This window comes from Aquabacterium soli (assembly GCF_003933735.1).
Taxonomy (GTDB): domain Bacteria; phylum Pseudomonadota; class Gammaproteobacteria; order Burkholderiales; family Burkholderiaceae_C; genus Aquabacterium; species Aquabacterium soli.
Genome location: NZ_RSED01000005.1, coordinates 170,970 through 195,989, shown reverse-complemented (window position 1 = coordinate 195,989; position 25,020 = coordinate 170,970). Strand labels below are relative to the sequence as shown.

General features: G+C 69.1%; 23 protein-coding genes. 12 read left to right on the top strand and 11 right to left on the bottom strand.

Translation table 11 applies throughout. The annotated features are described in order from the left end of the window. Position 1: 1 nt before the first annotated feature. The 3 genes from EIP75_RS08045 to tsaB are packed head-to-tail and all read right to left on the bottom strand — an operon-like array spanning position 2 to position 2,192. A complete protein-coding gene (locus EIP75_RS08045; RefSeq protein ID WP_233584745.1) occupies positions 2–949 on the bottom strand; it encodes a uracil-DNA glycosylase in 948 nt (315 codons plus the stop codon). Further along, the gene (gene rimI, locus EIP75_RS08040; protein WP_125242732.1) at positions 946–1,416 is read right to left on the bottom strand and encodes a ribosomal protein S18-alanine N-acetyltransferase; all 471 of its coding nucleotides are present in this window, start codon (positions 1,414–1,416) and stop codon (positions 946–948) included. Before rimI ends, EIP75_RS08045 begins: the two co-directional genes overlap by 4 nt. Beyond that, entirely contained in the window at positions 1,413–2,192 is a 780-nt protein-coding gene (gene tsaB / locus EIP75_RS08035; RefSeq protein WP_125242731.1) for a tRNA (adenosine(37)-N6)-threonylcarbamoyltransferase complex dimerization subunit type 1 TsaB, read from the bottom strand. Before tsaB ends, rimI begins: the two co-directional genes overlap by 4 nt. 92 nt (positions 2,193–2,284) lie before the next feature. On the opposite strand from tsaB, the gene dacB reads away from it, so the two are divergent. Further along, the gene (dacB, locus tag EIP75_RS08030; RefSeq protein ID WP_158622776.1) at positions 2,285–3,853 is read left to right on the top strand and encodes a D-alanyl-D-alanine carboxypeptidase/D-alanyl-D-alanine endopeptidase; all 1,569 of its coding nucleotides are present in this window, start codon (positions 2,285–2,287) and stop codon (positions 3,851–3,853) included. Between the two features lie 60 nt (positions 3,854–3,913). On the opposite strand, the gene EIP75_RS08025 is transcribed toward dacB, so the two are convergent. The 4 genes from EIP75_RS08025 to purE all read right to left on the bottom strand — a co-directional run bounded on the left by EIP75_RS08025 (position 3,914) and on the right by purE (position 7,959). After that, entirely contained in the window at positions 3,914–5,164 is a 1,251-nt protein-coding gene (locus tag EIP75_RS08025) for an SGNH/GDSL hydrolase family protein (protein WP_125242729.1), read from the bottom strand. Positions 5,165–5,248: 84 nt separating this feature from the next. Further along, positions 5,249–6,289, bottom strand: coding sequence for an L-threonylcarbamoyladenylate synthase (locus EIP75_RS08020; RefSeq protein ID WP_125242728.1), 1,041 nt, complete (start codon positions 6,287–6,289; stop codon positions 5,249–5,251). A 12-nt stretch (positions 6,290–6,301) separates the two neighbouring features. After that, positions 6,302–7,480 (bottom strand): 5-(carboxyamino)imidazole ribonucleotide synthase, encoded by a 1,179-nt coding sequence (locus EIP75_RS08015; protein WP_125242727.1) that lies wholly within the window; start codon positions 7,478–7,480, stop codon positions 6,302–6,304. Then, entirely contained in the window at positions 7,477–7,959 is a 483-nt protein-coding gene (gene purE, locus EIP75_RS08010) for a 5-(carboxyamino)imidazole ribonucleotide mutase (protein WP_199758535.1), read from the bottom strand. The genes EIP75_RS08015 and purE overlap by 4 nt, the downstream gene beginning before the upstream one ends. Before the next feature lie 112 nt (positions 7,960–8,071). Here purE and EIP75_RS08005 point away from each other — a divergent pair, with 112 nt between their 5' ends. Genes EIP75_RS08005 through EIP75_RS07995 form a run of 3 tightly spaced genes read left to right on the top strand, consistent with a single transcriptional unit; the run spans position 8,072 to position 10,983 of the window. Further along, positions 8,072–9,052 carry a tetratricopeptide repeat protein gene (locus EIP75_RS08005; RefSeq protein ID WP_125242725.1) on the top strand — a complete coding sequence of 327 codons (981 nt, stop codon included), beginning with the start codon at positions 8,072–8,074 and terminating at the stop codon, positions 9,050–9,052. Positions 9,053–9,103: 51 nt separating this feature from the next. Beyond that, positions 9,104–10,063, top strand: a complete 960-nt coding sequence (locus EIP75_RS08000) for an alpha/beta fold hydrolase (RefSeq protein WP_125242724.1) — start codon at positions 9,104–9,106, stop codon at positions 10,061–10,063. Between the two features lie 23 nt (positions 10,064–10,086). Beyond that, entirely contained in the window at positions 10,087–10,983 is an 897-nt protein-coding gene (locus EIP75_RS07995; protein ID WP_125242723.1) for a sulfurtransferase, read from the top strand. Between the two features lie 12 nt (positions 10,984–10,995). On the opposite strand, the gene glcF is transcribed toward EIP75_RS07995, so the two are convergent. Further along, a complete protein-coding gene (gene glcF / locus EIP75_RS07990; protein WP_125242722.1) occupies positions 10,996–12,276 on the bottom strand; it encodes a glycolate oxidase subunit GlcF in 1,281 nt (426 codons plus the stop codon). Between the two features lie 19 nt (positions 12,277–12,295). Beyond that, positions 12,296–13,441 carry a glycolate oxidase subunit GlcE gene (gene glcE / locus EIP75_RS07985; RefSeq protein ID WP_125242849.1) on the bottom strand — a complete coding sequence of 382 codons (1,146 nt, stop codon included), beginning with the start codon at positions 13,439–13,441 and terminating at the stop codon, positions 12,296–12,298. Between the two features lie 65 nt (positions 13,442–13,506). Here glcE and EIP75_RS07980 point away from each other — a divergent pair, with 65 nt between their 5' ends. Then, the gene (locus EIP75_RS07980) at positions 13,507–14,349 is read left to right on the top strand and encodes a carbon-nitrogen hydrolase family protein (RefSeq protein WP_125242721.1); all 843 of its coding nucleotides are present in this window, start codon (positions 13,507–13,509) and stop codon (positions 14,347–14,349) included. A 3-nt stretch (positions 14,350–14,352) separates the two neighbouring features. Here the strand turns inward: EIP75_RS07980 and EIP75_RS07975 are convergent, their stop codons facing one another. Further along, entirely contained in the window at positions 14,353–14,709 is a 357-nt protein-coding gene (locus EIP75_RS07975) for a transcriptional repressor (RefSeq protein ID WP_125242720.1), read from the bottom strand. Then, positions 14,706–16,334 carry a cyclic peptide export ABC transporter gene (locus EIP75_RS07970; RefSeq protein ID WP_125242719.1) on the bottom strand — a complete coding sequence of 543 codons (1,629 nt, stop codon included), beginning with the start codon at positions 16,332–16,334 and terminating at the stop codon, positions 14,706–14,708. The genes EIP75_RS07975 and EIP75_RS07970 overlap by 4 nt, the downstream gene beginning before the upstream one ends. 192 nt (positions 16,335–16,526) lie before the next feature. Between EIP75_RS07970 and EIP75_RS07965 the strand changes: the two genes are divergently transcribed. The 7 genes from EIP75_RS07965 (at position 16,527) to EIP75_RS07935 (ending at position 25,005) form a co-directional block, all read left to right on the top strand. After that, entirely contained in the window at positions 16,527–17,663 is a 1,137-nt protein-coding gene (locus EIP75_RS07965) for a GNAT family N-acetyltransferase (protein ID WP_125242718.1), read from the top strand. Continuing rightward, positions 17,650–18,948, top strand: a complete 1,299-nt coding sequence (locus tag EIP75_RS07960; RefSeq protein ID WP_125242717.1) for a lysine N(6)-hydroxylase/L-ornithine N(5)-oxygenase family protein — start codon at positions 17,650–17,652, stop codon at positions 18,946–18,948. The genes EIP75_RS07965 and EIP75_RS07960 overlap by 14 nt, the downstream gene beginning before the upstream one ends. Before the next feature lie 24 nt (positions 18,949–18,972). Beyond that, positions 18,973–19,920 (top strand): alpha/beta hydrolase, encoded by a 948-nt coding sequence (locus tag EIP75_RS07955; RefSeq protein WP_125242716.1) that lies wholly within the window; start codon positions 18,973–18,975, stop codon positions 19,918–19,920. 175 nt (positions 19,921–20,095) lie between these two features. After that, positions 20,096–22,330, top strand: coding sequence for a TonB-dependent siderophore receptor (locus EIP75_RS07950; protein ID WP_125242715.1), 2,235 nt, complete (start codon positions 20,096–20,098; stop codon positions 22,328–22,330). Between the two features lie 22 nt (positions 22,331–22,352). Beyond that, entirely contained in the window at positions 22,353–23,627 is a 1,275-nt protein-coding gene (locus EIP75_RS07945) for a PepSY-associated TM helix domain-containing protein (protein ID WP_125242714.1), read from the top strand. Beyond that, the gene (locus EIP75_RS07940; RefSeq protein WP_125242713.1) at positions 23,624–24,769 is read left to right on the top strand and encodes a PepSY-associated TM helix domain-containing protein; all 1,146 of its coding nucleotides are present in this window, start codon (positions 23,624–23,626) and stop codon (positions 24,767–24,769) included. The genes EIP75_RS07945 and EIP75_RS07940 overlap by 4 nt, the downstream gene beginning before the upstream one ends. Beyond that, the gene (locus EIP75_RS07935; RefSeq protein ID WP_125242712.1) at positions 24,766–25,005 is read left to right on the top strand and encodes a hypothetical protein; all 240 of its coding nucleotides are present in this window, start codon (positions 24,766–24,768) and stop codon (positions 25,003–25,005) included. Before EIP75_RS07940 ends, EIP75_RS07935 begins: the two co-directional genes overlap by 4 nt. The last annotated feature ends 15 nt before the right edge of the window (positions 25,006–25,020 follow it).

Here is a 25,020-nt window from a genome sequence, read left to right as displayed (position 1 = left end):
CTCACGGGGCTGATTGGGCCAGCTCTCGGGCCAGGCACAGGTCGTCCCAGGCCAGGGCCTTGTCGGCCGGGTTGCGCAGCAGGTAGGCCGGGTGGTAGGTGACCACCAGCGGCACGCCGTGGTAGTCATGCACACGGCCGCGCAGGCGACCGATGGGCTCACTGGACTTGAGCAGGGACTGAACCGCGAAGCGCCCCATGGCCAGGATCAGGCGCGGCTGCACCAGCGCCAGCTGGCGCAGCAGGTAGGGCTCGCACTGGGCCACTTCTTCGGGCAGCGGGTTGCGGTTGCCAGGCGGGCGGCACTTGATCACGTTGGCGATGTAGACCTGGCGCTCGGCCTCGTCTTCCGCCCGGGTCAGGCCCACCGAGGTGAGCATGCGGTCGAGCAATTGCCCGGCCCGGCCGACGAAGGGCTCGCCAAGGCGGTCTTCCTGCTCACCGGGCGCCTCGCCGACCAGCATCCAGCGGGCGCGGGTATGGCCCACACCGAACACGGTCTGGCGCCGGCCCTTGCACAGGCCGCAGGCCTGGCAGCCCGACACCGTGTCGCGCAAGGTGGCCCAGTCCATGGATTCGATGCCAGCGGGGCGGGCACCCAGCGTCACGGGCGCAGCCGTTGCCGTGCGCGCCGCTGGTGCGTTCACGCCACCGGGTCGCGCAGGGGCCATGGGCGGACGCGCGGGAGCCGACGTGGCCGGCCGTTCAGGCAGCGCCTGTGCCACGGCGGATGAGGCCGACACCAGGCCGCCAGCGGCAGGCACAGGCACAGGCACAGGCACAGGCACAGGCACAGGCACAGGCACAGACACAGACACGGCAGACACTGGCAGGGCGGCGTGAGGTGCGGCGGAGGCTGGCGCCTCGGCCTCAGGCTGCAGCGGCCAGAAGTGCTGAACACCCATCTCGCGCAGCATCGCCACCTGGCGTTCAGACCAGCGGGCCGTCATGGCGTCACCTCCAGCTTCATCACCAGCGCATCTTCGCGCCCATCGGCCGCCGGGTAGTACTGCTTGCGCAGGCCCACGTCGAGGTAGCCCTGCCGCGCATACAGGGCCCGCGCACGCGCGTTGGTCGGCCGCACCTCCAGCCAGATCGACTGCAGGTGGTGCTCGCGGCACAGGGTGATCAGCAAGGCCAGCAGGTGGCGCGCCAGGCCCCGGCTCTGCCAGGGACGCGCCACGGCGATGTTCAGCAGGTGCAGCTCATCGACGCCCAGCATGGCCACGCACACACCCACCACCGCCCCGTCGGGCTGGCAGGCCACCTGCATCCAGTAGCCACTGGTCAGCGAGGAGCGGTAGTTGTCCTCAGACCAGGCGTGGGTGACATGCGCGCAGGCATCCACCTCCAGCGCTCGCACGGCAGGGATGTCGTCCGGCAGCATGGGCCGCACCAACAGCTCGTCCAGTGTCACGCCACGCCTCCGACGGCCACGGGCGCTGCGAGAGCCGATGCGGCCTCGCGGCGCTCCTGCGTGGTCTGGGCCACCTTGTCTCGCACGTACAGCGGCAAGGCCAGGGCGGCATCCAGCGTGTCGCCGCGCGACCAGGCGGCCAGGGCCAGCGCGGCCAGCGCGTCGCCGCGCGGCTGGGCCTGGGCGTCCGAAGCACCGGCCAGGCCCGCCACCGCATCCGGGTAGGCCGCGAGGGCGCTGCCGGCGGCGCAACGCACGGCCCCGGTTTGCACCTGGGCACGCAGGTGGTCCAGAGGCCACAGCACGGGCGCAGAGGCCTGCACCCAGCCCTGCGCCGGATCCAGGCGGTAGGCGGCGGCATAGACCTCGCTCATGCGGGCGTCCTGCAGCACCCACAGCAAGGTGTCGGGCGCCTTGGCCAGGGTCCGGGCCAGGGCGGCGCTGGCTTGGCAGGCGCTTTCGGCCACGGCCATCAAGGTGTCCAGCGCCAGCACCGGCTTGCCCAGGCCCAGCGCCAGGCCCTGGGCCACGGCGCAGGCCGTGCGCAGGCCGGTGAAGGCGCCCGGGCCACGGCCGAACCCCACGGCATCGATCTCGGACCAGGCCAGGCCCGCGTCGGCCACCAGGGCCTGCAGGGCTGGCAGCGTGGTCACCGACGAGCGCGCGCCCCCCTCCACGGCACGCGCCAGCACCCCGCCTGGCGTGGTGAGCGCCAGGTGCACGGTTTCGGTGGCCGTGTCCAGAACGAGCAGGCGGGGAGCGACGGGCAGGGACATGGTCGCCAGTGTACCGAGTGCCGCTCCCCGCCCGCGCCGCGGCTGGTCGCCGCCCTATGATGGAGCGCATGTCTTCACGGATTTTGCCGGGCATGCCCGCCCTTCGTCGTGCCCGCGGTCTGCGCCTTGCGCCCCTGCCCGGCTTGCCCGCGGCCCTGCTGGCGGCCGGCATGCTGCTGTGCCACGCGATGTCATGGGGCCAGCCGCTGCCTCAGCCCGTCACCGCAGGCGGCGCAGGCAACGCCTGGACCTCGGCCCCTACGCCCCCCCTGCTGCCCGCCCCCATTGCCCAGGCGCTGCTCGACAGCGGCCTGCCCCTGTCCGCCGTGTCGCTGTGGATGCAGGCCGTGGATGAAGACCGCCCGCGCCTGGCCTTGCACGGCGACACCCCACGCCAGATGGCTTCGGTGATGAAACTGCTGACCACCGGCGTGGCCTTGCGCACGCTGGGCCCGGCGTACCGGTGGCACACCGCTGCGGCACTGGCCGGCCGACTGGATGCCCAGGGGGTGCTTCGCGGGGACGTGCACATCAAGGCCAGCGGCGACCCATCGCTGGACAGCATGCGCCTGGCCGAGGCCTTGAGGGTGTGGCGAGCTGCCGGATTGCGTGAGATCCGCGGCGATGTGGTGGTGGACCGCAGCGTGTTCGCCCTGTCCCCCTACGATGCAGCCGCCTTCGACGAGCAGCCCCTCAAGCCCTACAACGCCGGCCCCGACGCGTGGCTGCTGGCCCATGGCGCGGTCAGCCTGGTGCTGCGCCCAGACCTGGCCAAGCCTGGACAAGCGCGGGTCACCTTGAGCCCTGACATGGCGGGCATCAAGCTCGATGCCCACGTGACGCTCGACAGCCAGGCCCCTTGCGGTGATTGGCGACAGGCCCTGCAGCTCGACATCGATTCGGGCCCGGCCCAACGGCGCGCCGTGCGACTGCGTGGGCGCTACCCTGCGGCCTGCCAGGACCAGGCCTGGCCACTGCGCTGGCCCGCTGCCACTGAAAATGAGCACAGCGCGCGTGTGTTCGAAGCCGCCTGGCATGACGTGGGCGGACGTCTGCGTGGCCAGGTGCGTGAGGGTCCCTGGCCCACGCACACCACCACGCCTTGGAACGAATGGGTGTCGCCACCACTGGCCGAGGTGATCCGCGACATCAACAAGTTCAGCAACAACGTGATGGCACGCCAGCTGTTCCTGACACTGGGGCTGGATGCCGACATCGGACACGCCACGCTGGACACCGCCCGCGCACGCGTATCGGATCAGGTGCGCCAAGCCACCCGCGAACATGCGGGGGCGGCCAGCCCTTGTGACGGCGCGGCCTTGCAACTGGACAACGGCTCGGGCCTTTCCCGGATTGAAATTGCCAGCGCCCACTGCATGGCGCGCTGGGTTCAGGTGATGTGGGCCGATCCGCTGATGCCGGAGTGGCTGGCGTCTCTGCCGGTGGCCGGAGTGGATGGCACCGCGCGCCGCTTGGGTGTGGCCATCGGGCAGGCGCACCTCAAGACGGGATCACTCGAGGGCGTGGCATCCATCGCAGGCATCGTGCAAAGCCAGAACGGCCGGAGATGGGTGGTCGTGGTCGTGGTCAACGCCCCTCGGGCAGCCGATGCCCGCGGCCTGCTGCAGGCCACAACCGCGTGGGCAGCAGACCATCCTTGATGCTCCTCGGCCAGCCCTGGGACGCCTCATCCCGGCAGGAGGCCGGGATGAGGCGCAGGATCAAAATGTTTCGTCGAATGCGCGTCGGTAAGCCAGTTCGGCCAGATAGGCATGCGCTCGTGGGGACAGGTTGATGCTGTCAGACCAGAAGAAGGTCTCGGCAGAACGGTCAAGGGTCAGGGTATTGCAGTAGAGCAATTGATCGCCGCCAGGAGCGGCGGGCACCGCTGGCGTCACAGCGGATCCGTCAGGCCGGTAAACCGTTGATTTGCACACTGCAGACGCCATGTCGCTGACGCCGTAATCGTTCGGCCGACGGTCGATGTCAAAGGTACGGTCATAGAAGTTGACCAGGCCAATCCTGAGGCCGTCATTGCGAACATTGGTCAAAAGGCCATTGTTCAAAGCCAACGTCAGCTCTCTCAGACGGTCCTGCCCTAAGCTGCCATCAGCCCGAGCCAACGGACTGAACCCCAGGTTCGGGAGCTTGACGAACAACACGTGGGCGCCCGTGTTGTAAATGTCATTGATGACGGCAGCAAGCGCCTTGCCCTGCGCATTCATGTCGCGCTTGGCGACCTCAATGTCCAGGGTTCCGGCCTTGACCTGCGCGTAGGCAGCCAGAATGTCGTTCTGACCAGCCATGATGGTGGCCAGTGAGCCGGCGCCGATCTCACCTCGATGGGCTGCGAACTGCGCAGCGGTATCCGCCACCGTGGCTCCGGCAGCGGCATATGTCACAGCGCCTGAACCGCTTTCAGTCGGGCATTGGTCCCTGTAACCGAGCCCATAATTCCTGGCAAGCGACTGAATCCAGAGCGGGTAATCCGAACAGTAATACGTGTAGAGGTAGCGGACCGTCAGATCAGCGTTTGGTTTGCCGTCCGTGAATGCAGAGTTGAGCACGAAGTCCTGCAGAACCACATACGAGCCATTGCTTGCAGCGGTCAGTGTCAGACTGCCGGCGACAGGTGCGCTGGTCGGAAAGTTCAGCCAGGCTGGCTGCGCCGAGTCGGCAGCGACCGTGTTGTCCGAGGGAACCGCCGTGCGTAACAGACCCACGCTGTTGACCCCGTATTTGAGGCCTTTGATGGTGGTGACGGCACCGGCACCGCCAACAGACACCTCCACCAATGCGCTGTTCTCATCACCGAAGGACACCAGCTTTGTCGCCTGGAACTCCTTGACCTGGTCCCCCCCACCGCAGGCAGTCAGCAAGGTCGCTGCGGCCGCCATGGCCACGCCGGCCCGCGCCAGGCGACGCCAGGCAGGCAAAGATTGATGAACTCGAGCGGTACCGGCGAACGTCATGAACTCTCCACAGGGGGCAATAACCCAGAATCGGCGGACACAACCGCCCTCAAAAATCAGACCGCAAGCATACAGGCTGTGCAATCACGCGGCGGCGGCACGGCCAAGTCGGTCGCGAACGCCGTCCCAGGCGGCATCCGCCGGGGGGGCTTCGACCCAGATCTGCTCCACACCCAGGGCATCCATGTCCCGCAGATCCGCGAACAGATCGTGCGCGGCAGACACCGGCTGCACCGGCATCACCTTGAAGACCACGCCGGGCTGCCCACCGCGGTGGGCCCAGGCCGTGCGTGAGTACACCGCCACGCGGGGCACGGTGTGCGGCCCCACCATCAGCACAGGGATCAGATCGTCCAGCGCGCGCACCAGGGCGCTGCCGTCCATCAGGTGCACCTTGGCGCGCGGCGCGTAGTGAGCCATCAGCGTGCCCGACGCGCGGGGCGCATCGGGATCGGGCGCCTCGGGGCGTGACCAGGCGATGGGCTCACCCGCCGCCTCGGCCAGTTCCTCGCGCGTGAGACGGCCAGGGCGCAGCAGCACCGGCTGGCCACGCGAGCAATCGACGATGGCCGATTCGATGCCGACCTCGCACGGGCCGCCATCGAGCACCAGCAGATCGTCAGAGGCGAACTCGCTTTCGACATGGTCGGCCCGCGTGGGGCTGACACGGCCGAAGCGGTTGGCGCTGGGGGCGGCCACGCCGGGCACGCCCAGCGCCAGCGCCTCGCGCAGCAAGGCCAGGGCCACGGGGTGGTCGGGACAGCGCAGGCCGATGGTGTCCTGCCCGCCGGCCGCGGCCTTGGCCATGCCCTCGCGGCGAGGCACGATCACCGTGAGCGGGCCGGGCCAGAAGCGCGCCATCAGGCGGCGTGCCACGGGCGGCAACTCGGCGGCGAAGGCTTCGGCCACCTGCGCATCGGCCACGTGCACGATCAGCGGGTGGTCGCTGGGTCGGCCCTTGGCCGCGAAGATGCGGGCCACGGCCGCATCGTCATCGGCCCTGGCGCCCAGGCCATAGACCGTCTCGGTGGGCAGGGCCACGAGCTGCCCGTCGGCCAGACGCTGCGCGGCCCGGCGGATGGCGTCGGGCTGCGTGGCGGGGTCCAGGCGGGTGGGGTGGCTCATGCTGGACACGCCTCAGAACGGTTCGATGCCCAGGATGGCGGCGGCCTGCAGCGCCGTGGCGTGCGCGGCCTCGGGCGTGCTGCCCGTCACCGTCAGGTGGCCCATCTTGCGGCCCTTGCGCGCTTCGGTCTTGCCGTACAGGTGCAGGTGCGTGCCCGACAGCGCCAGCACCGCCGGCCAATCCGGCTCGGTCTGCGTGGCAATGCCGCCCGGGAACCACAGGTCGCCCAGCAGGTTCAGCATCAGGCACGCGCTGTGCAGCACGGGCTCGACCAGCGGCAGGTTGGCCATGGCGCGCACCTGCATCTCGAACTGCGACACGTCGCAGGCGTCGATGGTGTGGTGGCCGGAGTTGTGCGGGCGCGGCGCCATCTCGTTGGCCACGATGCGGCCATCCTGCAGCACGAAGAACTCCACGCACAGCACGCCCACGTAATCCAGCGACGCGGCGATGCGACGGGCCGATTCGACGGCCTCCACGGCCACGGCACCGCTCACGCCGGGCGCGGGCACCGTGGTCACGGCCAGGATGCCGTCGCGGTGCAGGTTGTGCTGCACCGGGAAGTTCACGACATCGCCGTTGCGGCCCCGGGCCACGATCACGCTGACCTCGAAGTCCAGCGGCAGCATTTTCTCGAGCACGCAGGGCACGCGCTTCAGGTCATCCCAAGCGGCAATCAGCTCGGCACGGGTCTTCACGCGCACCTGACCCTTGCCGTCGTAGCCCATGCGGGTGGTTTTGAGGATGCCGGGAAGCAGCTCGTCCTGCACCGCATCCAACTGAGCCTGGGTCTCGATCACGGCGTGGGGCGCGCAGGACACGCCGCAGCCGGTGAAATGGGCCTTCTCGCGGGCGCGGTCCTGACACACGGCCACGGCGGCACCGGCCGGTGCCACAGGCAGCGTGGCGGCCAGGGTGTCCAGCGCCTGGGCAGGCACATTCTCGAACTCGGTGGTGATGGCCTGCGACAGGCGCGCCATCTCGGCCAGGCCGGCGGCATCGAGGTAGTCGGCTTTCACATGGTGGTGCGACACCAGGCCGGCAGGGCTGGCCGGGTCGGCATCGAGCACGGCCGTGCGGTAGCCCATGGACTGCGCCGCGTGCACGAACATGCGGCCCAGTTGGCCGCCGCCCAGCACGCCCAGCGTGGCGCCGGGCAGGATCACATCGGAGGGAGAACCTTGGCTCATGGCTTGGGCTTGTCCAGGCTCAGCTCGGCGCTCATGGCGCGGGCCACCTCGGTCTGGCGGGCGCGGAAGGCGTCGAGCTGCTCGCGCAGCGCGGGATGATCATGTGCCAGCATGGCCACGGCGAACAGGGCCGCGTTGGCGGCGCCGGCCGTGCCGATGGCAAAGGTGGCCACGGGCACGCCCTTGGGCATCTGCACGATGGAGTGCAGCGAATCGACCCCCTGCAGGTGGCGCGAAGGCACGGGCACGCCCAGCACCGGCACCGGCGTCTTGGCGGCCAGCATGCCGGGCAGGTGGGCGGCGCCGCCGGCCCCGGCGATGATGGCGCGCAGGCCACGGCCGCGTGCCTGCTCGGCGTAGGTGAAGAGTTCGTCGGGCATGCGGTGGGCGGAAACCACCTGCGCTTCGAAGGGGACCGAGAACTCGGTCAGAATCTCGGCGGCGAGGCGCATCACGTCCCAGTCACTGCTGGAACCCATCACCACACCGATCAAGGGCGTTGCGCTGTTCACTGCAGGCTCCTGTTCAGACATCGGACAAAACCCGATTTTAGGCGGTTGCCCCGGCACCGGCCCCCACAAGTCTCACACCATGATCGACATCACGCTCGAAAACTTCGAAACCGACCTGCTGGCCACCTCGGCGCAGGTGCCTGTCCTGCTCGACATCTGGGCCCCCTGGTGCGGCCCCTGCAAGACGCTCGGCCCGGTGCTCGAACGCCTGGAAGAGGCCTATGGCGGCCGCTTCATGCTGGCCAAGCTCAACGCCGACGAACAGCCCGAGATCGCAGGGCAACTCTCGCAGATGTTCGGCGTGCGCTCCATCCCCTTCTGCGTGATGTTCACGGGCGGCCAGCCGGTCGATGGTTTCGTGGGCGCCCTGCCCGAGGCGCAGATCCGCGAGTTCCTGGACAAGCACGTGCCCGAGGGCGATCTGGCCCCTGAAGCCGACGTGCTGGAGGCCGACGAGGCCTCTTTGGCCGATGGTCAACCTGGCGATGCCTTCGCGCGCCTGCAGGAGGCGCTGGCCAAGGACCCGGCCAACGACGAGGCCCGCTTCGAGCTGATCAAGCTGCTGCTGGCCGAAGGCGCCGCCGACGAAGCCCAGGCCATGTTCGACCCTGTGGCCCCCCGCGCCACCGGCCCGCTGGCCGAGCAACGCGTGGTGGCCTTCGGCCGCTACATCGCCGCTCTGCAGGCCGCGCGCCAGGGCCGCAGCCCGGGCGAGCTGGCCGAGGCCATCACCGCCAACAAGCGCGATTTCGCGGCCCGCTTCGAGCTGGCGCAGATCTTCTTCGCGGCAGGCCAGTTCACCCAGGCCATGGACGAGCTGCTGGAAATCATCATGCGCGACAAGTCCTGGCAGGACGAGGCCGCGCGCAAGACCTACGTGGCGATCCTGGAGGTGATGACCAAGCCCCAGCCCAAGCAGCCGCCGGGCGGCAAGCCCGTGGCCGGTGCGCCGGGCGCCGCCGATAAGCCCCAGCTGGAGATCGCCGGCAAGGTGGCGGTGGCCGCGGCAGACCCGGTGATCGACCAATACCGGCGCAAGCTGAGCATGGCGCTGTTCTGAGCAGGCGTCCGCAGGGGTGGGGGGCTTTTTCGTTTGCGGCATACTGGGGCCATGAGCCGTCCCGCCATCACCGAGCAACGCATTCCCGTGGGGGTGCCCACGCCCACCGGCCAGGAGCCGCCCTGGCTGGCCTGCCGCCTGGCCGGCCCTGCCGACCAGCCCGACGCCCCGCTGCTGGTCTTCCTGCATGGCTTTCCGGAAGCCGCCTTCGTGTGGGATGGGCTGCTGCAGCACTTCGGGCAGCACTACCGCTGCGTGGCGCCCAACCTGCGCGGCTACGAAGGCTCGTTCGCCCCCGCCGACGTGTCGGCCTACAAGGCACCGCAGATCCTGGGTGATTTCGCCGGGCTGATCCAGTCCCTGGGCGGCAAGGCCCACGCCGTCATCGCCCACGACTGGGGCGGCGCGCTGGCCTGGGGCCTGGCCGCCACGGCGCCGCAACTGCTGGACAAGCTCATCATCCTCAACGCGCCCCACCCCGGTGCCTTCCTGAAGGCCCTGCGCGACGACCCGGCCCAGCAGGCCGCCAGCAGCTACATGAACCTGCTGCGCCGGCCAGAGGTGGAGGCCCGCCTGGCCGCTGACGATTTCGCGATGATGTGGACCTTCTTCGAGCGCTTTGGCGGCGCCGGCTGGCTCACGCCCGCCCTGCGCGACCGCTACCGCCAGGCCTGGTCGGCGCCCACCGCCAGCACGGCCGGCCTCCCCGCCGCGAGCTCGGCGCTGACCGGCCCGCTGAATTACTACCGCGCCTCGCCCCTGCACCCGCCCACCTCGCCCTCGGACGCCATCCACACCCTGCAACTGCCCGATGCGCTGCTGCGGGTGAACGTGCCCACCCGCGTCATCTGGGGCGAGGCCGACGTGGCCCTGCCGCCCAGCTTGCTCGAAGGCCTGGAGGCCCATGTGCCCGACCTGCGCATCACCCGCCTGCCGGGCCTGTCGCACTGGCTGGTGCACGAAGACCCGGACACCGTGACACGTGCACTGGAGACCGCCCTGCAGAACTGAGGCGGCGCTACACTGGAGGTCATATGCCCTCCAGCACCTCACCGTCAGCGCCCCTCTCTCCGTTGATCTCGGCCGCCGACCTGGCCGCCCTGATCCAGGCCCCCGACACCGACCTGCTGGTCCTGGACTGCCGCTTCAGCCTGACCAACCCCCTGGGCGGGGAGCAGGCCTACGCGCAAGGGCACATCGCCGGCGCCGTCTACGCCCACCTCGACGCCGATCTGTCGGGCCCCAAGACCGGCCAGAACGGCCGCCACCCCCTGCCCACCCACGGCGGCTTCCAGGCCACCCTGCGCCGCTGGGGCGTGACCCCCGCCACCCGCGTGGTGGCCTATGACGAAAGCGGCGGCATGTTCGCAGCCCGCGCCTGGTGGCTGCTGCGCTGGGCCGGCCACACCGCCGTGCAGGTGCTCGACGGCAGCTGGGTGGCCTGGCGCGCGCTGCACAACGCCTCGCCAGAACAGGCCCCCATCAGCACCGAACCCGGCACACGCACGCCCTCGGACATGGTGCTGGCCTCGCACGCCGACCATGTCGTCAGCACCCAGCAGGTGCTCGACAGCCTGGTCTACGCCACGCCCGAGATCCACCTGGTGGATGCCCGATCGCCCGACCGCTACCGCGGTGAGAACGAAACGCTCGACCCGGTGGGCGGCCACATCCCTGGGGCCATCAACCGATTCTTCCAGCTCAACCTGAGCCCGGACGGCAACTTCAAGCCCGCCGATCAGCTGCGCGCCGAGTTCACCGCGTTGCTGGGTGAGCACCCGCTGGACACCGTGGTGCACCAGTGCGGCTCAGGCGTGACAGCCTGCCACAACCTGCTGGCCATGGAGATCGCCGGGCTGCATGGCACGCGCCTGTATGCCGGTTCCTGGAGCGCCTGGTGTGCCGACCCGGACCGGCCCGTGGCGCGCTGAACCTGCGCGGTTTCAGGGCCCCGTCAAGGCCTCGTCCACCAGCTCGATCCAGTGCTTGACCGGGGTGCGCATGGCGCCCTGCAGGTGCGTGATGCAGCCGATGTTGGCGCTGGCCACGACGGGGCTGCCCACGGCTTCCAGCGCCGCCACCTTGGCCTGGCGCAGCGGTGCGGACAGCTCGGGCTGCAGCAGGCTGTAGGCCCCGCCTGCGCCACAGCACTGGTGGCTGTCGGTGCGCGCCAGGCGCACCTCGAAGCCCAGCTCGCGCAGCCCTGATTCGACCGGGCCCGGGCGCGCAGCCGCGCTGAGCTTGAGCGCGTGACTGAAGCTGCACGGCGGGTGGAAGGTCAGTTCGCCCAGCGCCTTCGCGTCCCCCGGACGCTGGTGCAAGGCCCGCTTGAGGGCCGGCAGCCATTGCGGCAGCAGCTCGGCCGGGTCCTTCACCAGGCCCACGACACGGCGGGCCTTGTCGGCATAGGCCGCATCCCCCGCCAGCAGGCTGGCGTAATCCTTGACCCAGGCGCCGCAGCCCGAGGCGTTGACCACGATGGCCTCGGCTGGCGCATCGCCCTGCAGGTGCGGCCACCAGGCGTCGATGTTGCGGCGGGCCTGCGCACGGGCCCCCTCTTCGTCGCCCAGGTGGCCCTTGAGCGCACCGCAGCAGCCCGCGCCACGCACCGGCACGGCCCGCACGCCCACGGCATCGAGCACGCGCGCGGTGGCTGCGTCGATGTGAGGACGCAGGTGGGGTTGCACGCAGCCCTGCGGCATCAGCACGCGGCGCGTGTGCAGTTGCCGCCTGGCATCCGGCCACGCCCCGGCAGGCAGGGCGGGCGCCACGGGCACCTGCTCGGCCAGTGCGGCCGGCAGCAGCGGACGCAAGGCACGGCCCAATGCCAGGGCGGGGCCGAACAGGCGTGAGGGCACCAGCGTGCGCAAGCCCCAGCGGCGCAGGCGCTGCGGCAGCGGCCGGCGCACCTGGCGGTCCACCTCGGCCTGGCCCACGGCCAGCAGCTCGTGGTACTGCACACCCGAGGGGCAGGTGCTTTCGCAATGGCGGCAGCCGATGCAGCGGTCCAGGTGCTCCTGCGTGGTGCGCGTGGGCTCATGGCCCTCGAACACCTGCTTCATCAGGTAGATGCGGCCCCGCGGGCCGTCCAGCTCATTGCCGGTGAGCTTGTAGGTGGGGCAGGTGGCGTTGCAGAAGCCGCAGTGCACGCAGCTGCGCAGCACTGCATCGGCGCGGCGGCCTTCATCGGTCTGCTGGAACTGGGGGGACAGTCGGGTCTGCATGCGGGTAGTCTGCGCGATGTCAGGATCCGGCACGCGGCCACAGCCGGCCGGTGTCGAACACGCCATCGGGATCGAAGGCATGCTGCACCTGCCGATGCAGGCGGGTGAGCACCGGCGGCAGCACCACCGGCTGAGCCACGGTGCTGACCCAGGCCAGCGCGTGTCCGCCCGCGCGCGCGGCGGCCTCGTGCACCATGGCCGCGGGCGCCGAGGTGCATACCCAGCGCTGCGCCCCGAACCATTCGATCAAGGTTTCGCCCGGCAAGGCCAGGGGCTTGCTGGTGGCCGGCACCGACAGGCGCCACAGCGTGGCGCCGGACGCCCGGCCCGACATCACCAGCTCGCGGGCGCGGGCGAAGAACTCATCCTGGTGATCCCGCAGGCCCAGCCAGAAGACATCGGCCATCTCGGCCGGCACGATGTCGCCGCCGGCCTCCGGCATCAGCCGCTGCACCGCAGCAGCGACCGCCGCTTCAGCCCCCCGCAGGCGCACCACCAGCAAGCCGTCCCACCAGGCCGAGGCGTCCAGCGGCAGGGGCTGGCCGCCCCAGCGGTTGATCATCAGGATCCCGTCTTCCTGCGTGCACTCGAAACGCAAGGTGCAGGTGGCCACGGGCTGCGGCATCACCTTGAGCGTGACCTCGGTCAGCGCACCCAGCGTGCCCATGGAGCCGGCCATCAGGCGGGCCAGGTCGAAGCCAGCCACGTTCTTCATCACCGAGCCGCCGAAACGCAGCCACTGCGCACGCCCGTTGACCATGCGCACGCCCAGCACGTGGTCGCGCACGGCGCCGCGCGAGGCCCGCGACGGCCCGCTGAACCCCGAGGCCACGACCCCGCCCAGCGTGCCGCCGCCGGGCACATGGCCCCAGCGCGGCGGCTCGAAGGGCAGGTACTGGCCGCGCCGGGCCAGTTCGGCCTCGATCTCGGCCAGCGGGGTGCCGGCCTGGGCCGTGATCACCAGCTCGCTGGGCTCGTACGACACGATGCCCTGGCAGCCCAGGGTGTCCATCGGTTCGCCGGCACGGATGTCGCCGATGCCGTCCTTGCTGCCCAGCCCGCGCACCCGCAGCACGGCACGCCGCTCGCGGGCTTCGCGCACCTGGTCCTGGAGCTGCAGCACCGCCGATGGCGGCGACACCGGTGCCAGCGCGGCATCGGCCATGAGGGACGGCGGGGGATGGTCGAGGGCGCTCGTCATGTTCGCAAGCATAGCGCTACCATGGCCTCATGAAAGTCGCCGCCCTGCAGATGGTGTCCACGCCCGACGTGGACGAGAACCTCGCCACCGCCCTCCGCCTGATCGCCCAGGCCGCCCAGGCCGGGGCCGAGCTGGTGGCACTGCCCGAGTATTTCTGCCTGATGGGGCTGCGCGACAGCGACAAGCTGCGCATCGCAGAGGACCCCGCAGACGATGCCTTGAGCAGCGCCAGCACGCCCATCCAGACCACGCTGGCCCAGGCCGCGCGGGAGCATGGGGTATGGGTGATCGGTGGCACCCTGCCGCTGCGCAGCCCGAAGGCCGACCGCGTCTTCAACAGCCTGATGGTCTACAGCCCGCAGGGGCAACTGGCCACGCGCTACGACAAGATCCACCTGTTCTGCTTCAGCGATGGCGAGCGCCGCTACGACGAAGCCGCCACGCTCACCCCGGGTGACACGCCCGTGGCCTTCACACTGACCGACCGCGCAGGGCAGGCCTGGCGCGTGGGCCTGGGCATCTGCTACGACCTGCGTTTTCCCGAGCTGTTCCGCCAGCTCACGCGCGAGGCCCCATGTGATCTGCTGGTGCTGCCTGCGGCGTTCACGCACACCACGGGCCAGGCCCACTGGGAGCTGCTGCTGCGCGCCCGCGCGGTGGAGAACCTGTGCCATGTGCTGGCCCCTGCACAGGGCGGCACGCACGCCAGCGGCCGGCGCACCTTCGGGCACTCGATGGCCATTGATCCGTGGGGCCAGGTGCTGGCCGTTCAGGCCGAAGGCGAAGGTGTGGTCATGGCCACGCTGGACCGCGAACGGCAGGCCACGCTGCGTGAGCAGTTGCCGGCGCTGACGCACCGGGTGCTGGGCTGATGCTCAGCCCTCCAGCGAGGCGAAACCCTGCACCCCAGCGGTCAGCAGATGAACCTTGACCAATTGGTGCTGCCGCAAGGTCTGCAGCACCGCGTAGATGGTCGACAGGCTCATGGGCTGGCGCCGCGCCTGCAGCAACTGGTAGAGCGCGTTGGCGTTCAGCACCTGGCCCGGTGATTCCCACAGGCACTCCATCACCAACAGCCTTGGGAGCGTCACGCGCACACCCGCCTGCCTGAGCAGCCCGGACAGCGGCACCCCGTGCCAGGATGTCAACGCCTCCCCCGACAAGGCCTTGGTCCCCTCCCCCATGCCCAGGTCCACGGCATCCACCACACCCGCTTCGTTCGCCACGCTCATGCTGCCTCGGCGCGCGCACCGCCATCGTCCACGACCTGGCCGCTCTCCAGGCGCACCAGGCGATCGGCGAGATGAAAATAGCGGTCGTCGTGAGAGATCACGAGCACGGTCTTGCCCTGCGCCCGCAGCTCGGGCAGCACCTCCTTGTAGAACACGTCCTTGAAGGCCGGATCCTGGTCTGCTGCCCACTCGTCGAACACCAGGAACGGGCGGTCTTCCAGGCAGGCGGCCACCAGCGCCAGGCGCTTGCGCTGTCCCTGTGACAAGGCCTGTGTGGTGAATGCGCCGTTCTTGACCTGCACCTTGTGCTGCAGGTGGAGGCGCTCGATCAGGCGGTTGGCCTGGTCGTCCAGCGTGGGACTGGCGGCCTCGAGCAGGCGGTCGAACAGGTGGAAATCCGAAAAGATGGCCGAGAAGATCTGCCGGTACTGGTCGCGGCTGGCGTCATCGACCGGCTGGCCATTGAGCACCACGCGGCCCTGCTCCGGCACGTAAAGCCCGGTGATCAGCTTGGCCAGCGTGGTCTTGCCGCTGCCGTTGCCGCCCACCAGGAACACCACCTCTGCGGGATGGAAGCGCAGGTCGATGGGGCCCAGTGTGAACACCTCGTTGCGCTGCTCATGGTGATAGCTGTGACGTACGCCTTGCAGCGACAGCTGCTGGAAGGCTGCGGGCACCTGCGCGGCGGCGGCCTCGGCTTCGGCGCTCGCCAGCCCCTGCGTGACTTCTTCGATGCGGTTGGAAGCCGAACGGGCCAGGTTGGCATGCGGGATGTTGACCAACAGCCCCTCCAGTGGCGGCACCATGTACACGAACACCAGCGCAAACCCGGTCATCACGCGCGTTCGCTCCGGTGCATCCCCGCCCACCAGCGCAAACAGCACCAAGCCGATGAAGGCGTAGATCAGGAAGTGCCCCCAGCTGGTCGAGGCCACGAAGATGGACATGCCCAGAGCACGCTCGCGGCGCACGGTCTCGATCGATTCGCCCAGCACCTCCTCGGTGAAGGCCCCGCGCTTTTGGCGGTTCAGCCGCAGTTCCTTGGCGCCGTCGGTGATGGCCCTGAAGTGGCCGAACAGCTGATCCTGCTCGCGCGCAGCCACGTTCAGATGGCGGATGGCGCGCAGGTGTGCCAGGTGATAGCCCACAGAGCCCAGCCCGATCACCAAGATGGCCGCCAGGAAAACCTGCCAGGACAGCAGCGCCAAGTACACCAGGCACCCCACCACGATCACCGCATTGGTGAGGATGGTGGGCATGCTGACGAAGAACTGCGCCACGCTGGTCGCGTGCTCTGCCAGGGCCGACTGCACCCGGGCCGGGCCCACCTGCTCCAGCTGCCGAAAGCCCGCCGCATTGGCACGCTGGGCAATGTGGCGGCGCAGATCGGCATTGGCGCTCTGGCGCAGGTGCTCGAACAGCACCGAGGCGGCCATGCGACTGAGCATCGCACCCACGGCCACCGCGGCGAACTGCCAGGCCAGGCCGCCGCGCGCAGAGGCATCGGCCGTGAGCGCACTGTTGATCAGGGCCACCAGAAGCACGCCGCACACACCGGCCGCGGCGCTGGCCACGCAGGCGGCCAGCAGGCGCCCACGCGATTGTTGGATCAGGAAGGACAGCACGGCAATCTCGCCTTTCGACACCGGCCACCCACGCGGCCCATGGGAACAAGACGAAACAGCCGGACGGATGTTTAGCGGCGCGGGCATCGCCTTGCCTAAACAAGTGGCGCCCTGGTTCGTCATGTGGGGACGGCCTGCCGCTTGCTGGCCCGCCTTGCGTCCATCTGTCACACCATCGTCGAGTTGCCCCGCATGTCACCCCATCCACGCCACGGCACGCCCCCTGCACCGCCCACAGACGGCGCCTGCGGCACCTTCGTGTCACACCTCGACGGGTGTCCGCTGACGGTGCTGCGCGATGGTCACGTGCTCACGGTGCGACACACCGCAGGCAGCACCATGTGGGCACTCGATTCGACCAGCACCGGCTGGACGCTGTCGCCCCAGCCTGCCTGGCCCGACCCGGACAACGCGGCAACGGGTGAGCACACGCGTGCCGTGCTGGCCGCGCTGGATGCACTCTTTGCCACGCAGCCCGACTTGGCCCAGGTGACGCTGCCCATCGAGGCCCGGCATCTGGCGCCGTCACTGCTGGCCAATGGCAGCCTGCAAGAAGGCGGGCACGGCCTGATCGCTCATCGAGCCAGCCTCTGGCAGCTGGCGCGCCTGTGGCAAGCCACCACCATCAACCTCCAGCCCTTTGCACAACGCCATGTGATCACCGAGGGCCGCCGACATCCGCTTCGCCCCCCCAAACCCGAGGGCGAGGTCTATCGCCGCCACATCCCTTGGCTGGGGTTGGATTTCAGCCTGCGGGCGCTGCAGCCCGCCCACGATCTGGATCTGCTGCACCGATGGATGAACGACCCGGTGGTGGACCACTTCTGGCAGGAAAGCGGCGATCTCGAGCGTCACCGTGCCTACATCGACAAGGTGGCACGCGACGCACACACCACCGCGCTGATCGGGAGTTTCGGCGATCAGCCCTGCCTGTACGTGGAAGCCTACTGGGCCCGCGAAGACCGCATCGCCCCCTTCTACGATGTGCAGGATTTCGATCGCGGCTGGCACGTGCTGGTGGGCGAGCCCGCCTGGCGCGGCCGGCCGTACGTGAGCGCCTGGATGCCCTCGGTGTCGCACCACCTGTTCCTGGACGACCCGCGCACCCAGCGCCTGGTGATCGAGCCACGCATCGACAACGACAAGATGCTGCGCAGCCTGGCGCTGTGTGGATATGCGCACCTCAAGCCTTTCGACTTCCCGCACAAGCGGGCCATGCTGGGCATGCTGCTGCGCGACCGCTTCTTCGACGAGGCGCTGTGGCGTCCGCGCGCCCTGCCCTCTCCTTCACCAGAACATCCAAGAGGACTTCCGCATGCACATCCATGACCTGATCGGCATCGGCTTCGGCCCCTCCAACCTGGCCCTGGCCATCGCGCTGCAGGAGCGCACCCAGGATGGCCAGACGCCGGTGGACGCCCTGTTCATCGAGAAGCAGCCGCAGTTCGCCTGGCACCCCAACATGCTGCTGGACCACGCGCACATGCAGATATCCTTCCTCAAGGACCTGGCCACATTGCGCAACCCGGCCAGCCCCTACACCTTCCTGAACTACCTGCACGCCAAGCACCGCCTGCAGGACTTCATCAACCTCAAGACCTTCTATCCCAGCCGCCACGAGTTCAACGACTACCTGTCGTGGGCGGCCGGTCATTTCGCCGACCAGTGCGCCTTTGGCGAAGCCGTGGTCGAGGTGCACCCCGAGTTCCAGGGTGATCGCGTGGCACTGCTGCGCGTGCGATCGCATCACCCGGAGCACGGCGTGCGCGAACGCCTGACCCGCTCGCTGGTGATCAGCGTCGGCGGCGCAGCGAACGTGCCCACGCCCTTCGCCCCGTTCAGGGACGACCCGCGCGTCTTCCACTCCAGCCGCTACCTGGGCGCCATGGCGCAACAGAACCAGCCCCGACGCATGGCCGTGATCGGCGCCGGCCAAAGCGCATCCGAGATCTTCCTGGACCTCAACAACCGCGGCGGCATCGATGTGGACCTGGTCATGCGCGCACGCTCGATCAAGCCTTCGGACGACAGCCCCTTCGTCAACGAGATCTTCAATCCCGAGTTCACGGACTACGTCTACCAGCAGCCCCAGCCACAACGCGCCGCGCTGCTGGAAGAGTTCATGAACACCAACTACGCGGCACCCGATCTGGCCCTGATCGAGCAGATCTACCAGGTGTTCTACCGCCAGAAGGTGGGCGCGCCCCAGACCCACCGCTTCCTGCGCAGGCACGAGGTGGAACACGTGGCGGAAACCCGCGAGGGCCTGAGCTTGCGGCTGCGCGACCTGGACCAAGGCGGCACCACGACGGCGCACTACGACGCCATCGTGCTGGCCACCGGCTATGTGCGCGACACGCACCATGCGCTGCTGGAGCCGCTGGCACAGCACCTGGGCAACATGGATGTGACGCGCGACTACCGCGTGCAGGCGACCGAGCACTTCGGCCCGGCCATCTTCCTTCAGGGCTGCTGCGAACTCACACATGGGCTGAGCGACACGCTGCTGTCGGTGACCTCGGTGCGCACGGGCGAGATCGTCGATTCACTGACGCAATGGCTGCACGCGCATCGCGGCACGGCACCGAGCCGGCATCTGGCCGTGGCGTTCTGAACACCTGTCGAGCACACCGATCCGATGCCGCTCCACCCCGATCTGGAAGCCTTCCTGGAACTGGCCGAACTGGGCCGCGAACAAGGCCGACCGCTCCTGCACCAACTGCCACCTGCCGATGCCAGGGCGCAGTACGACACCACGTCGCTGGTGCTCGAATCCGATCCTGCCGAGGTGGCCCTGGTGCAGGACCTGAGCATCGACACCCGTGACGGGCACGTGCTTGCGGCGCGCCTGTACCGCCCAGCCGGCCTGGCTGATCGCGCGCCGGTGCTGCTGTATTTCCATGGCGGCGGCTACTGCGTCGGCGGGCTCGATTCGCACGATGGCCTGTGCCGTGCGCTGGCCACCCTGGCGCCCTGCGCCGTGTTCTCGGTGGCCTACCGGCTCGCGCCCGAGCACCGCTTCCCGACCGCGGTGGACGACGCCCGCGACAGCCACGACTGGCTGCGTCGACACGCCGACGCGCTGGGCCTGGACATCTCACGGCTGGCCGTCGGCGGTGACAGCGCCGGCGCGACACTGGCCACCACGCTGTGCCTGGCCCTGCGCGACGAGGGTGCCGCCCTGCCCTGTGCCCAGGTGCTGCTCTACCCGTGCACCGCCCCCGAGCAGGACACCCCTTCGCACCGCGCCCATGGCCAGGGCCTGCTGCTCGAAAGCGAGACCCTGCAATGGATGTACACCAACTACCTGCGCTCGCCCGGCGACCGCCAGGATTGGCGCTTCGCGCCGCTGCTCGCGCCGAGACTGGACGCAATGCCGCCCGTCTTCATCGCCTTGGCCGAGTACGACCCGCTGCTTGACGAAGGCCTGGCCTACGCCGAGCGCCTGACCCAGGCGGGTGTGCCGGTGCGCACCACGGTCTATGAGGGCATGGTGCATGACTTCGCGCGACTGGCAGACATCACCGATGGCGCCGAACAGGTTCGCCAGGACATCGGCACGGTGCTGAACGACGCCTGGCGCTGAGCCAGCCCCTCAGTCGCGGGGGCGGGGGCCAAATGACACAGATATTGCTAATCATTATCAATTAGCATCTTCGGCTGTCACCACGGCGCCCAACGCAGGCGCCGTGCCTTGCCCGACTGCGTCCCCATCGCACCTTGCCGGCAAGCAAGCCACCAAAGTCTTAAGGAGTTCCTTCATGTTCCGCCGCCTTCCTCCATCGCGCCAGCGAGTCCTGACCGTGGCCATCACGGCCACACTGGGCAGCCTGTCTGCCTCGACCGCTCTGGCGGCCGAAACCGCTGCCAATGCGGAATCGCAGCAGGCACTGCCTGAAGTGCGCGTCAAGGCGAACGCTGAGCGCGAAGAAGGCCGGGGGCCGGTCAGTGGTGTGGTGGCCAAGCGCACAGCCACAGCCACCAAGACCGACACGCCCATCGCCGAGGTGCCGCAGGCGATTTCGGTGATCACGAAGGACGAGATCGTGCTGCGCGGTGCCAGCAACCTCAAGGAAGTGCTGGCGTACACACCCGGCGTCACGCCGGTGCTGGCCGTGGACAACCGCGAGGACCACGTCACCTTCCGCGGCTTCGCCTTCGACTGGAACTCTTTCTTCATCGACGGTCTGGCCACACCCGCCACCACCTATGGCCTGGCACGCGGCGAAGCCTACGGCCTGGAGCGCGTGGAAGTGCTGCACGGGGCCTCCGCCTCCCTGTTCGGTCAGAACCCGGCCGGCGGCATGGTCAACCTGGTCACCAAGAAGCCCACGACCACGCCGATCCGCGAACTGCAGTTCACCATCGGCTCCAACCAGCGGCGTGAGGGCGCCTTCGATTTCGGTGGCCCCCTGAGCGCCACGGGCGACTGGTCCTACCGCGTGACCGGCCTGGTGCGCAAGGCCGACACGGATGTCGAGTATGTGCGCGACGACCGCACCTTCATCGCGCCCGCCCTCACCTGGAGCCCCAGCGCAGCCACCAAGCTCACGGTGCTGGCCCACTACATCAACGACGACCTGGGCCACAGCGGCGGCACCTCGGCCTTCCTGCCGGCATCGGGCATCGCGCGGCCCAATGCCAATGGCGTGATCGACCGCGAGACCAATGGTGGCGAGCCGGGTTTCGACATGTACCGCAAAGAGCAGACCTCGGTAGGCTATGACCTGGATCAGCGCCTGTCCGACACCTGGAGCTTCCGCCAGGCGCTGCGCTTTCGCAGCGTTCGCCTGAGCTACCAGACGGCCTATGGCCTGTCTTATGTGCCGACGGCGTCACTGCCCGTGGGCACACCCGCGAACCTCTTCTACAACCGCGGGGCTTTCGGCTCTTTCGGCCGCACCGAGATGGCCACGCTGGACAACCAGTTCAACGCCCACTGGACTGGGGCCGACTGGGACCACAACCTGCTGCTGGGTCTGGACTTGCGCAATTCGACGCTGCGCGAGGTTCGCTATTTCGGCGCCGGATCGCCCATCAACATCTTCGACCCGGTGTACGGCCAGCCCTTCGCCCTGCCGGCCAACCCCGACACCGACCAGCAGATCGGCATGCGCCAGATCGGCCTGTATGCCCAGAGCCAGCTCAAGTTCGCGCAACAGTTCGTGCTGACCACGGGCTTGCGCGTCGATGATGTCCGCACCACCTTCAACACGCCGCTGCCCGTGAGCACCACCAAGGAGCGCAACGAGCAGGCCCTGACAGGCCGCATCGGTTTCAGCTACGTGTCGCCCATCGGTGTGACGCCCTACATCAGCCTGGCCTCCGGCTTCACCCCCACCTCGGGCGCCGACTTCAACGGCAACCTGTTCAAGGCACGCAAATCCGAGCAGGCCGAGATCGGCGTGAAATACGAGCCCAAGCGGTTCAACGCCCTGTTCACCGCAGCCCTGTTCGACACGACGCAGACCAACGTGTTGACGCGCGACCCCGATCCAACCCACCCCTTCTACCAGGTGCAGCAGGGCGAGTACCGCTCGCGCGGACTGGAGCTCGAGGCCAAGGGTGAACTGACCAAGTCGCTGCAGCTGATCGGCTCGTACACACGCCTCAAGCCAGAGATCACCGAGAGCAACAGCTTCAACGTGGGCAATCGCCCGCGCGGCATCCCGCTGGAAAGCTTCGCTGCCCGCCTGGACTACACGATCCGCCTGGGCTCGGCCGGTGCGCTGGGCTTCAACGCAGGCCTGCAGCACATCGGCTCCAGCCCCAGCTCCGACGGCGCACGCACCAGCGGCTCGGTGGCTCCGGCCAACTACTACACCGTGCCGGCCTTCGACCTGGTCAATGTTGGCGCGCACTACGAGATCGGGGCATTCCGATGGATCCTGAACATCACCAACGTGGAAGACAAGAAGACCTACGATTGCTGGGCCGCCAAATGCTGGTATGGCCCTGGTCGTGACGCACGCCTGACCATGCTCGTGCGTTGGTGATCCGCCCCGGAGACTTGCCGCCATGCGCCCCATCCTGACCCTGCTGCACCGCACCTTCGGCCTGTTCATTGCAGGTTTCCTGGTGGTGTCCGGGCTCACCGGCGCGGTGATCTCCTGGGACCATGAGATCGACAGCTGGCTCAACCGCGGGTTGTTCGATATCCGCAGCCAAGGGCCGCACAAGCCACCGCTGGAACTGGCGGCCCTCATCGAAGCCGCCGACCCGCGGGCCCGGGTCACGCTGGTGCCGCTGCATCAGCGTGACGACCTGGCGCGGCCCTTCGTGGTCCGCCCCCGCGTCGATGCCGCCACCGGGCGGCTTTTTCCTTTGGACTACAACCAGGTCTTCATCGACCCGGTCACCGGGCAGATCCAGGGCCAGCGCGAGTGGGGCGTGTTCTCGCTCTCGCGCGAGAACCTGATGCCTTTCCTGTACAAGCTGCACTACACGCTGCACCTGCCCGAGGTGTGGGGCATCGACGAATGGGGCGTGTGGCTGATGGGCGCGGTGGCGCTGGTATGGCTGGTCGATGCCTTCGTTGCCATCGTGCTGACGTGGCCTGTGCGCCGCAAGGCCCGCGCGGCGAACGCATCGCCAGCGGCCTCCGTGTGGCGCCGCTGGTGGCCGGCCTGGCGCGTGCGCACGGGCGGCGGGCCCTACCGGCTCAACGTCGACCTTCACCGCGCGGGCGGCCTGTGGACCTGGGCCCTGGTGCTGGTGATCGCCTTCACCGCCTTCTCGCTGAACCTGTACCGCGAGGTGTTCTTCCCGGTGATGTCGATGGTGTCCAAGGTCACGCCGGGGCCCTTCGAGCTGCGCCAGCCTGCGCCCGAGCACCAACCCATCACCCCGCGCCTGGGCTTTCCCGAGGTGTTGGCCCAGGCCAGAGGCGAGGCCGCGAAGCGTGGCTGGACCGAGCCTGCAGGCAATGTGTTCTACACCCAGGGGCTGGGTGTGTACGGCGTGCGCTTCTTCGAAGGCGAGCAGGACCGCGTCAGCGGCGGCATGGCCGTCAAGACCCTCTACTACGACGGCCTCGACGGCCGCCTGCTGGGCGACCGCACCCCCTGGGAGGGCACGGCCGCCGATGTCTTCGTGCAGCTGCAGTTCCCGCTGCACTCGGGCCGCATCCTGGGCATGCCGGGGCGCATCGTGATGTCCGTGATGGGCCTCCTGGTGGCGATGCTGTCCATCACCGGCGTGGTGATCTGGTGGAAGAAGCGCCGGGGCCGCGTGCGACACCGTACCCTGCTGCGCCAGCGATCCGCCGCCCTCGAACAAGGAGTCTCCGCATGACCCCCACCTCCCTGCGCCGCTGGGCCTGGGTACACACGTGGTCCAGCCTGGTGTGCACCGTCTTCATGTTGCTGCTGTGCCTGACCGGCCTGCCGCTGATCTTCCACCACGAGATCGAGCACCTGCTGGGCGATGCCATCGAGGCCCCCGCCATGCCCGCCGACACGCCACGCGCCGACCTGGACCGCGTGATCGCCGTGGCCCAGGCGCGGCACCCGGGCAAGGTGGTGCAGTTCCTGTCACGCGAGGCAGACGACGACACCTTCTGGTTCGTGACGCTGGCCGACACGCCCGATGCGACCACGCTGCGCAAATCCGTGGCGGTGGACGCGCGCACCGCCCAGGTGTTGGCCGAGCCCGAGCTGGGCAAGGGCTTCGTGAACCTGATGTTCCGCCTGCACGTGGACTTGTTCGCGGGCCTGCCGGGCAAGCTGTTCCTGGGGCTGATGGGCCTGCTGCTGGTGGCGGCCATCGTGTCGGGCGTGGTGCTGTACGCGCCCTTCATGCGCAAGCTCGATTTCGGCACCGTGCGGCGCGAACGCTCGCGCCGCATCCGCTGGCTGGACCTGCACAACCTGCTGGGCATCGTCACCGTGGCCTGGGCCCTGGTGGTTGGCGCCACGGGCGTGATCAACACCTGGGCCGACCTGATGGTGCAGTACTACCAATACAAGGAGCTGGGCGCGATGACGGCGCGCTACAAGGGCCTGCCCGTGCCCACGCAGCTGGGTTCGGTGCAGCAGTCGGTGCAGGGCGCGCAGGCGCTGGAGCCGGGCATGGCCGTGGCGCTGGTGGCCTTCCCGGGCAGCGCCTTCTCCAGTCCGCACCACTATGCGGTCTTCATGCGCGGGCACGAGCCGCTGACCTCGCGGCTGGTCAAACCCGTGCTGGTGGACGCCCGCACCGCCCAGGTGACCGACAGCCGCGAACTGCCCTGGTACCTCAAGGCCCTGCTGGTCTCGCAGCCGCTTCACTTCGGCGACTACGGCGGCCTGCCGCTGCAGATCGTCTGGGCGCTGCTGGACATCGCCACCATCGTGGTGCTGGGCAGCGGCCTGTACCTGTGGGTGGCGCGCAAGCGGGCCGTGCCGGGCACGCCTGCACGCGCGTCGGCCGGTCAACCGTCGGGAGCCGCGCCATGAGTGCGTCTTCTCGACGCCATGCCGCGCCCCAAGAAGCCTCCAGCCGTGCCGCACGGCGCCAGGCGCGCCGCCACGGCCTGTGGCGGGTGTTCCGCTGGCCGCTGCTGATCGGCCTGGCCAGCGCGGCGGGCCTGGTCTCGGCACTGGTCGGCGACGGCGTGTGGGACGCGGTGTCGTGGGCCACGCTGTCGCTGCCGCTGGTGGTGGGGCTGTGGTTCGCCTGGCGGCGCGGCTGAGCGACGCGCGTTCTT

What these genes read in the sequence shown, in the direction of transcription:
- EIP75_RS08045 (WP_233584745.1), bottom strand. Translation starts at nt 949, where the DNA reads ATGACGGCCCGCTGGTCTGAACGCCAGGTGGCGATGCTGCGCGAGATG.
- tsaB (WP_125242731.1), bottom strand. Translation starts at nt 2,192, where the DNA reads ATGTCCCTGCCCGTCGCTCCCCGCCTGCTCGTTCTGGACACGGCCACC.
- dacB (WP_158622776.1), top strand. Translation starts at nt 2,285, where the DNA reads ATGCCCGCCCTTCGTCGTGCCCGCGGTCTGCGCCTTGCGCCCCTGCCC.
- EIP75_RS08025 (WP_125242729.1), bottom strand. Translation starts at nt 5,164, where the DNA reads ATGACGTTCGCCGGTACCGCTCGAGTTCATCAATCTTTGCCTGCCTGG.
- EIP75_RS08020 (WP_125242728.1), bottom strand. Translation starts at nt 6,289, where the DNA reads ATGAGCCACCCCACCCGCCTGGACCCCGCCACGCAGCCCGACGCCATC.
- EIP75_RS08015 (WP_125242727.1), bottom strand. Translation starts at nt 7,480, where the DNA reads ATGAGCCAAGGTTCTCCCTCCGATGTGATCCTGCCCGGCGCCACGCTG.
- purE (WP_199758535.1), bottom strand. Translation starts at nt 7,959, where the DNA reads ATGGGTTCCAGCAGTGACTGGGACGTGATGCGCCTCGCCGCCGAGATT.
- EIP75_RS08005 (WP_125242725.1), top strand. Translation starts at nt 8,072, where the DNA reads ATGATCGACATCACGCTCGAAAACTTCGAAACCGACCTGCTGGCCACC.
- EIP75_RS08000 (WP_125242724.1), top strand. Translation starts at nt 9,104, where the DNA reads ATGAGCCGTCCCGCCATCACCGAGCAACGCATTCCCGTGGGGGTGCCC.
- EIP75_RS07995 (WP_125242723.1), top strand. Translation starts at nt 10,087, where the DNA reads ATGCCCTCCAGCACCTCACCGTCAGCGCCCCTCTCTCCGTTGATCTCG.
- glcF (WP_125242722.1), bottom strand. Translation starts at nt 12,276, where the DNA reads ATGCAGACCCGACTGTCCCCCCAGTTCCAGCAGACCGATGAAGGCCGC.
- glcE (WP_125242849.1), bottom strand. Translation starts at nt 13,441, where the DNA reads ATGGCCGATGCCGCGCTGGCACCGGTGTCGCCGCCATCGGCGGTGCTG.
- EIP75_RS07980 (WP_125242721.1), top strand. Translation starts at nt 13,507, where the DNA reads ATGAAAGTCGCCGCCCTGCAGATGGTGTCCACGCCCGACGTGGACGAG.
- EIP75_RS07975 (WP_125242720.1), bottom strand. Translation starts at nt 14,709, where the DNA reads ATGAGCGTGGCGAACGAAGCGGGTGTGGTGGATGCCGTGGACCTGGGC.
- EIP75_RS07965 (WP_125242718.1), top strand. Translation starts at nt 16,527, where the DNA reads ATGTCACCCCATCCACGCCACGGCACGCCCCCTGCACCGCCCACAGAC.
- EIP75_RS07960 (WP_125242717.1), top strand. Translation starts at nt 17,650, where the DNA reads ATGCACATCCATGACCTGATCGGCATCGGCTTCGGCCCCTCCAACCTG.
- EIP75_RS07955 (WP_125242716.1), top strand. Translation starts at nt 18,973, where the DNA reads ATGCCGCTCCACCCCGATCTGGAAGCCTTCCTGGAACTGGCCGAACTG.
- EIP75_RS07950 (WP_125242715.1), top strand. Translation starts at nt 20,096, where the DNA reads ATGTTCCGCCGCCTTCCTCCATCGCGCCAGCGAGTCCTGACCGTGGCC.
- EIP75_RS07945 (WP_125242714.1), top strand. Translation starts at nt 22,353, where the DNA reads ATGCGCCCCATCCTGACCCTGCTGCACCGCACCTTCGGCCTGTTCATT.
- EIP75_RS07940 (WP_125242713.1), top strand. Translation starts at nt 23,624, where the DNA reads ATGACCCCCACCTCCCTGCGCCGCTGGGCCTGGGTACACACGTGGTCC.
- EIP75_RS07935 (WP_125242712.1), top strand. Translation starts at nt 24,766, where the DNA reads ATGAGTGCGTCTTCTCGACGCCATGCCGCGCCCCAAGAAGCCTCCAGC.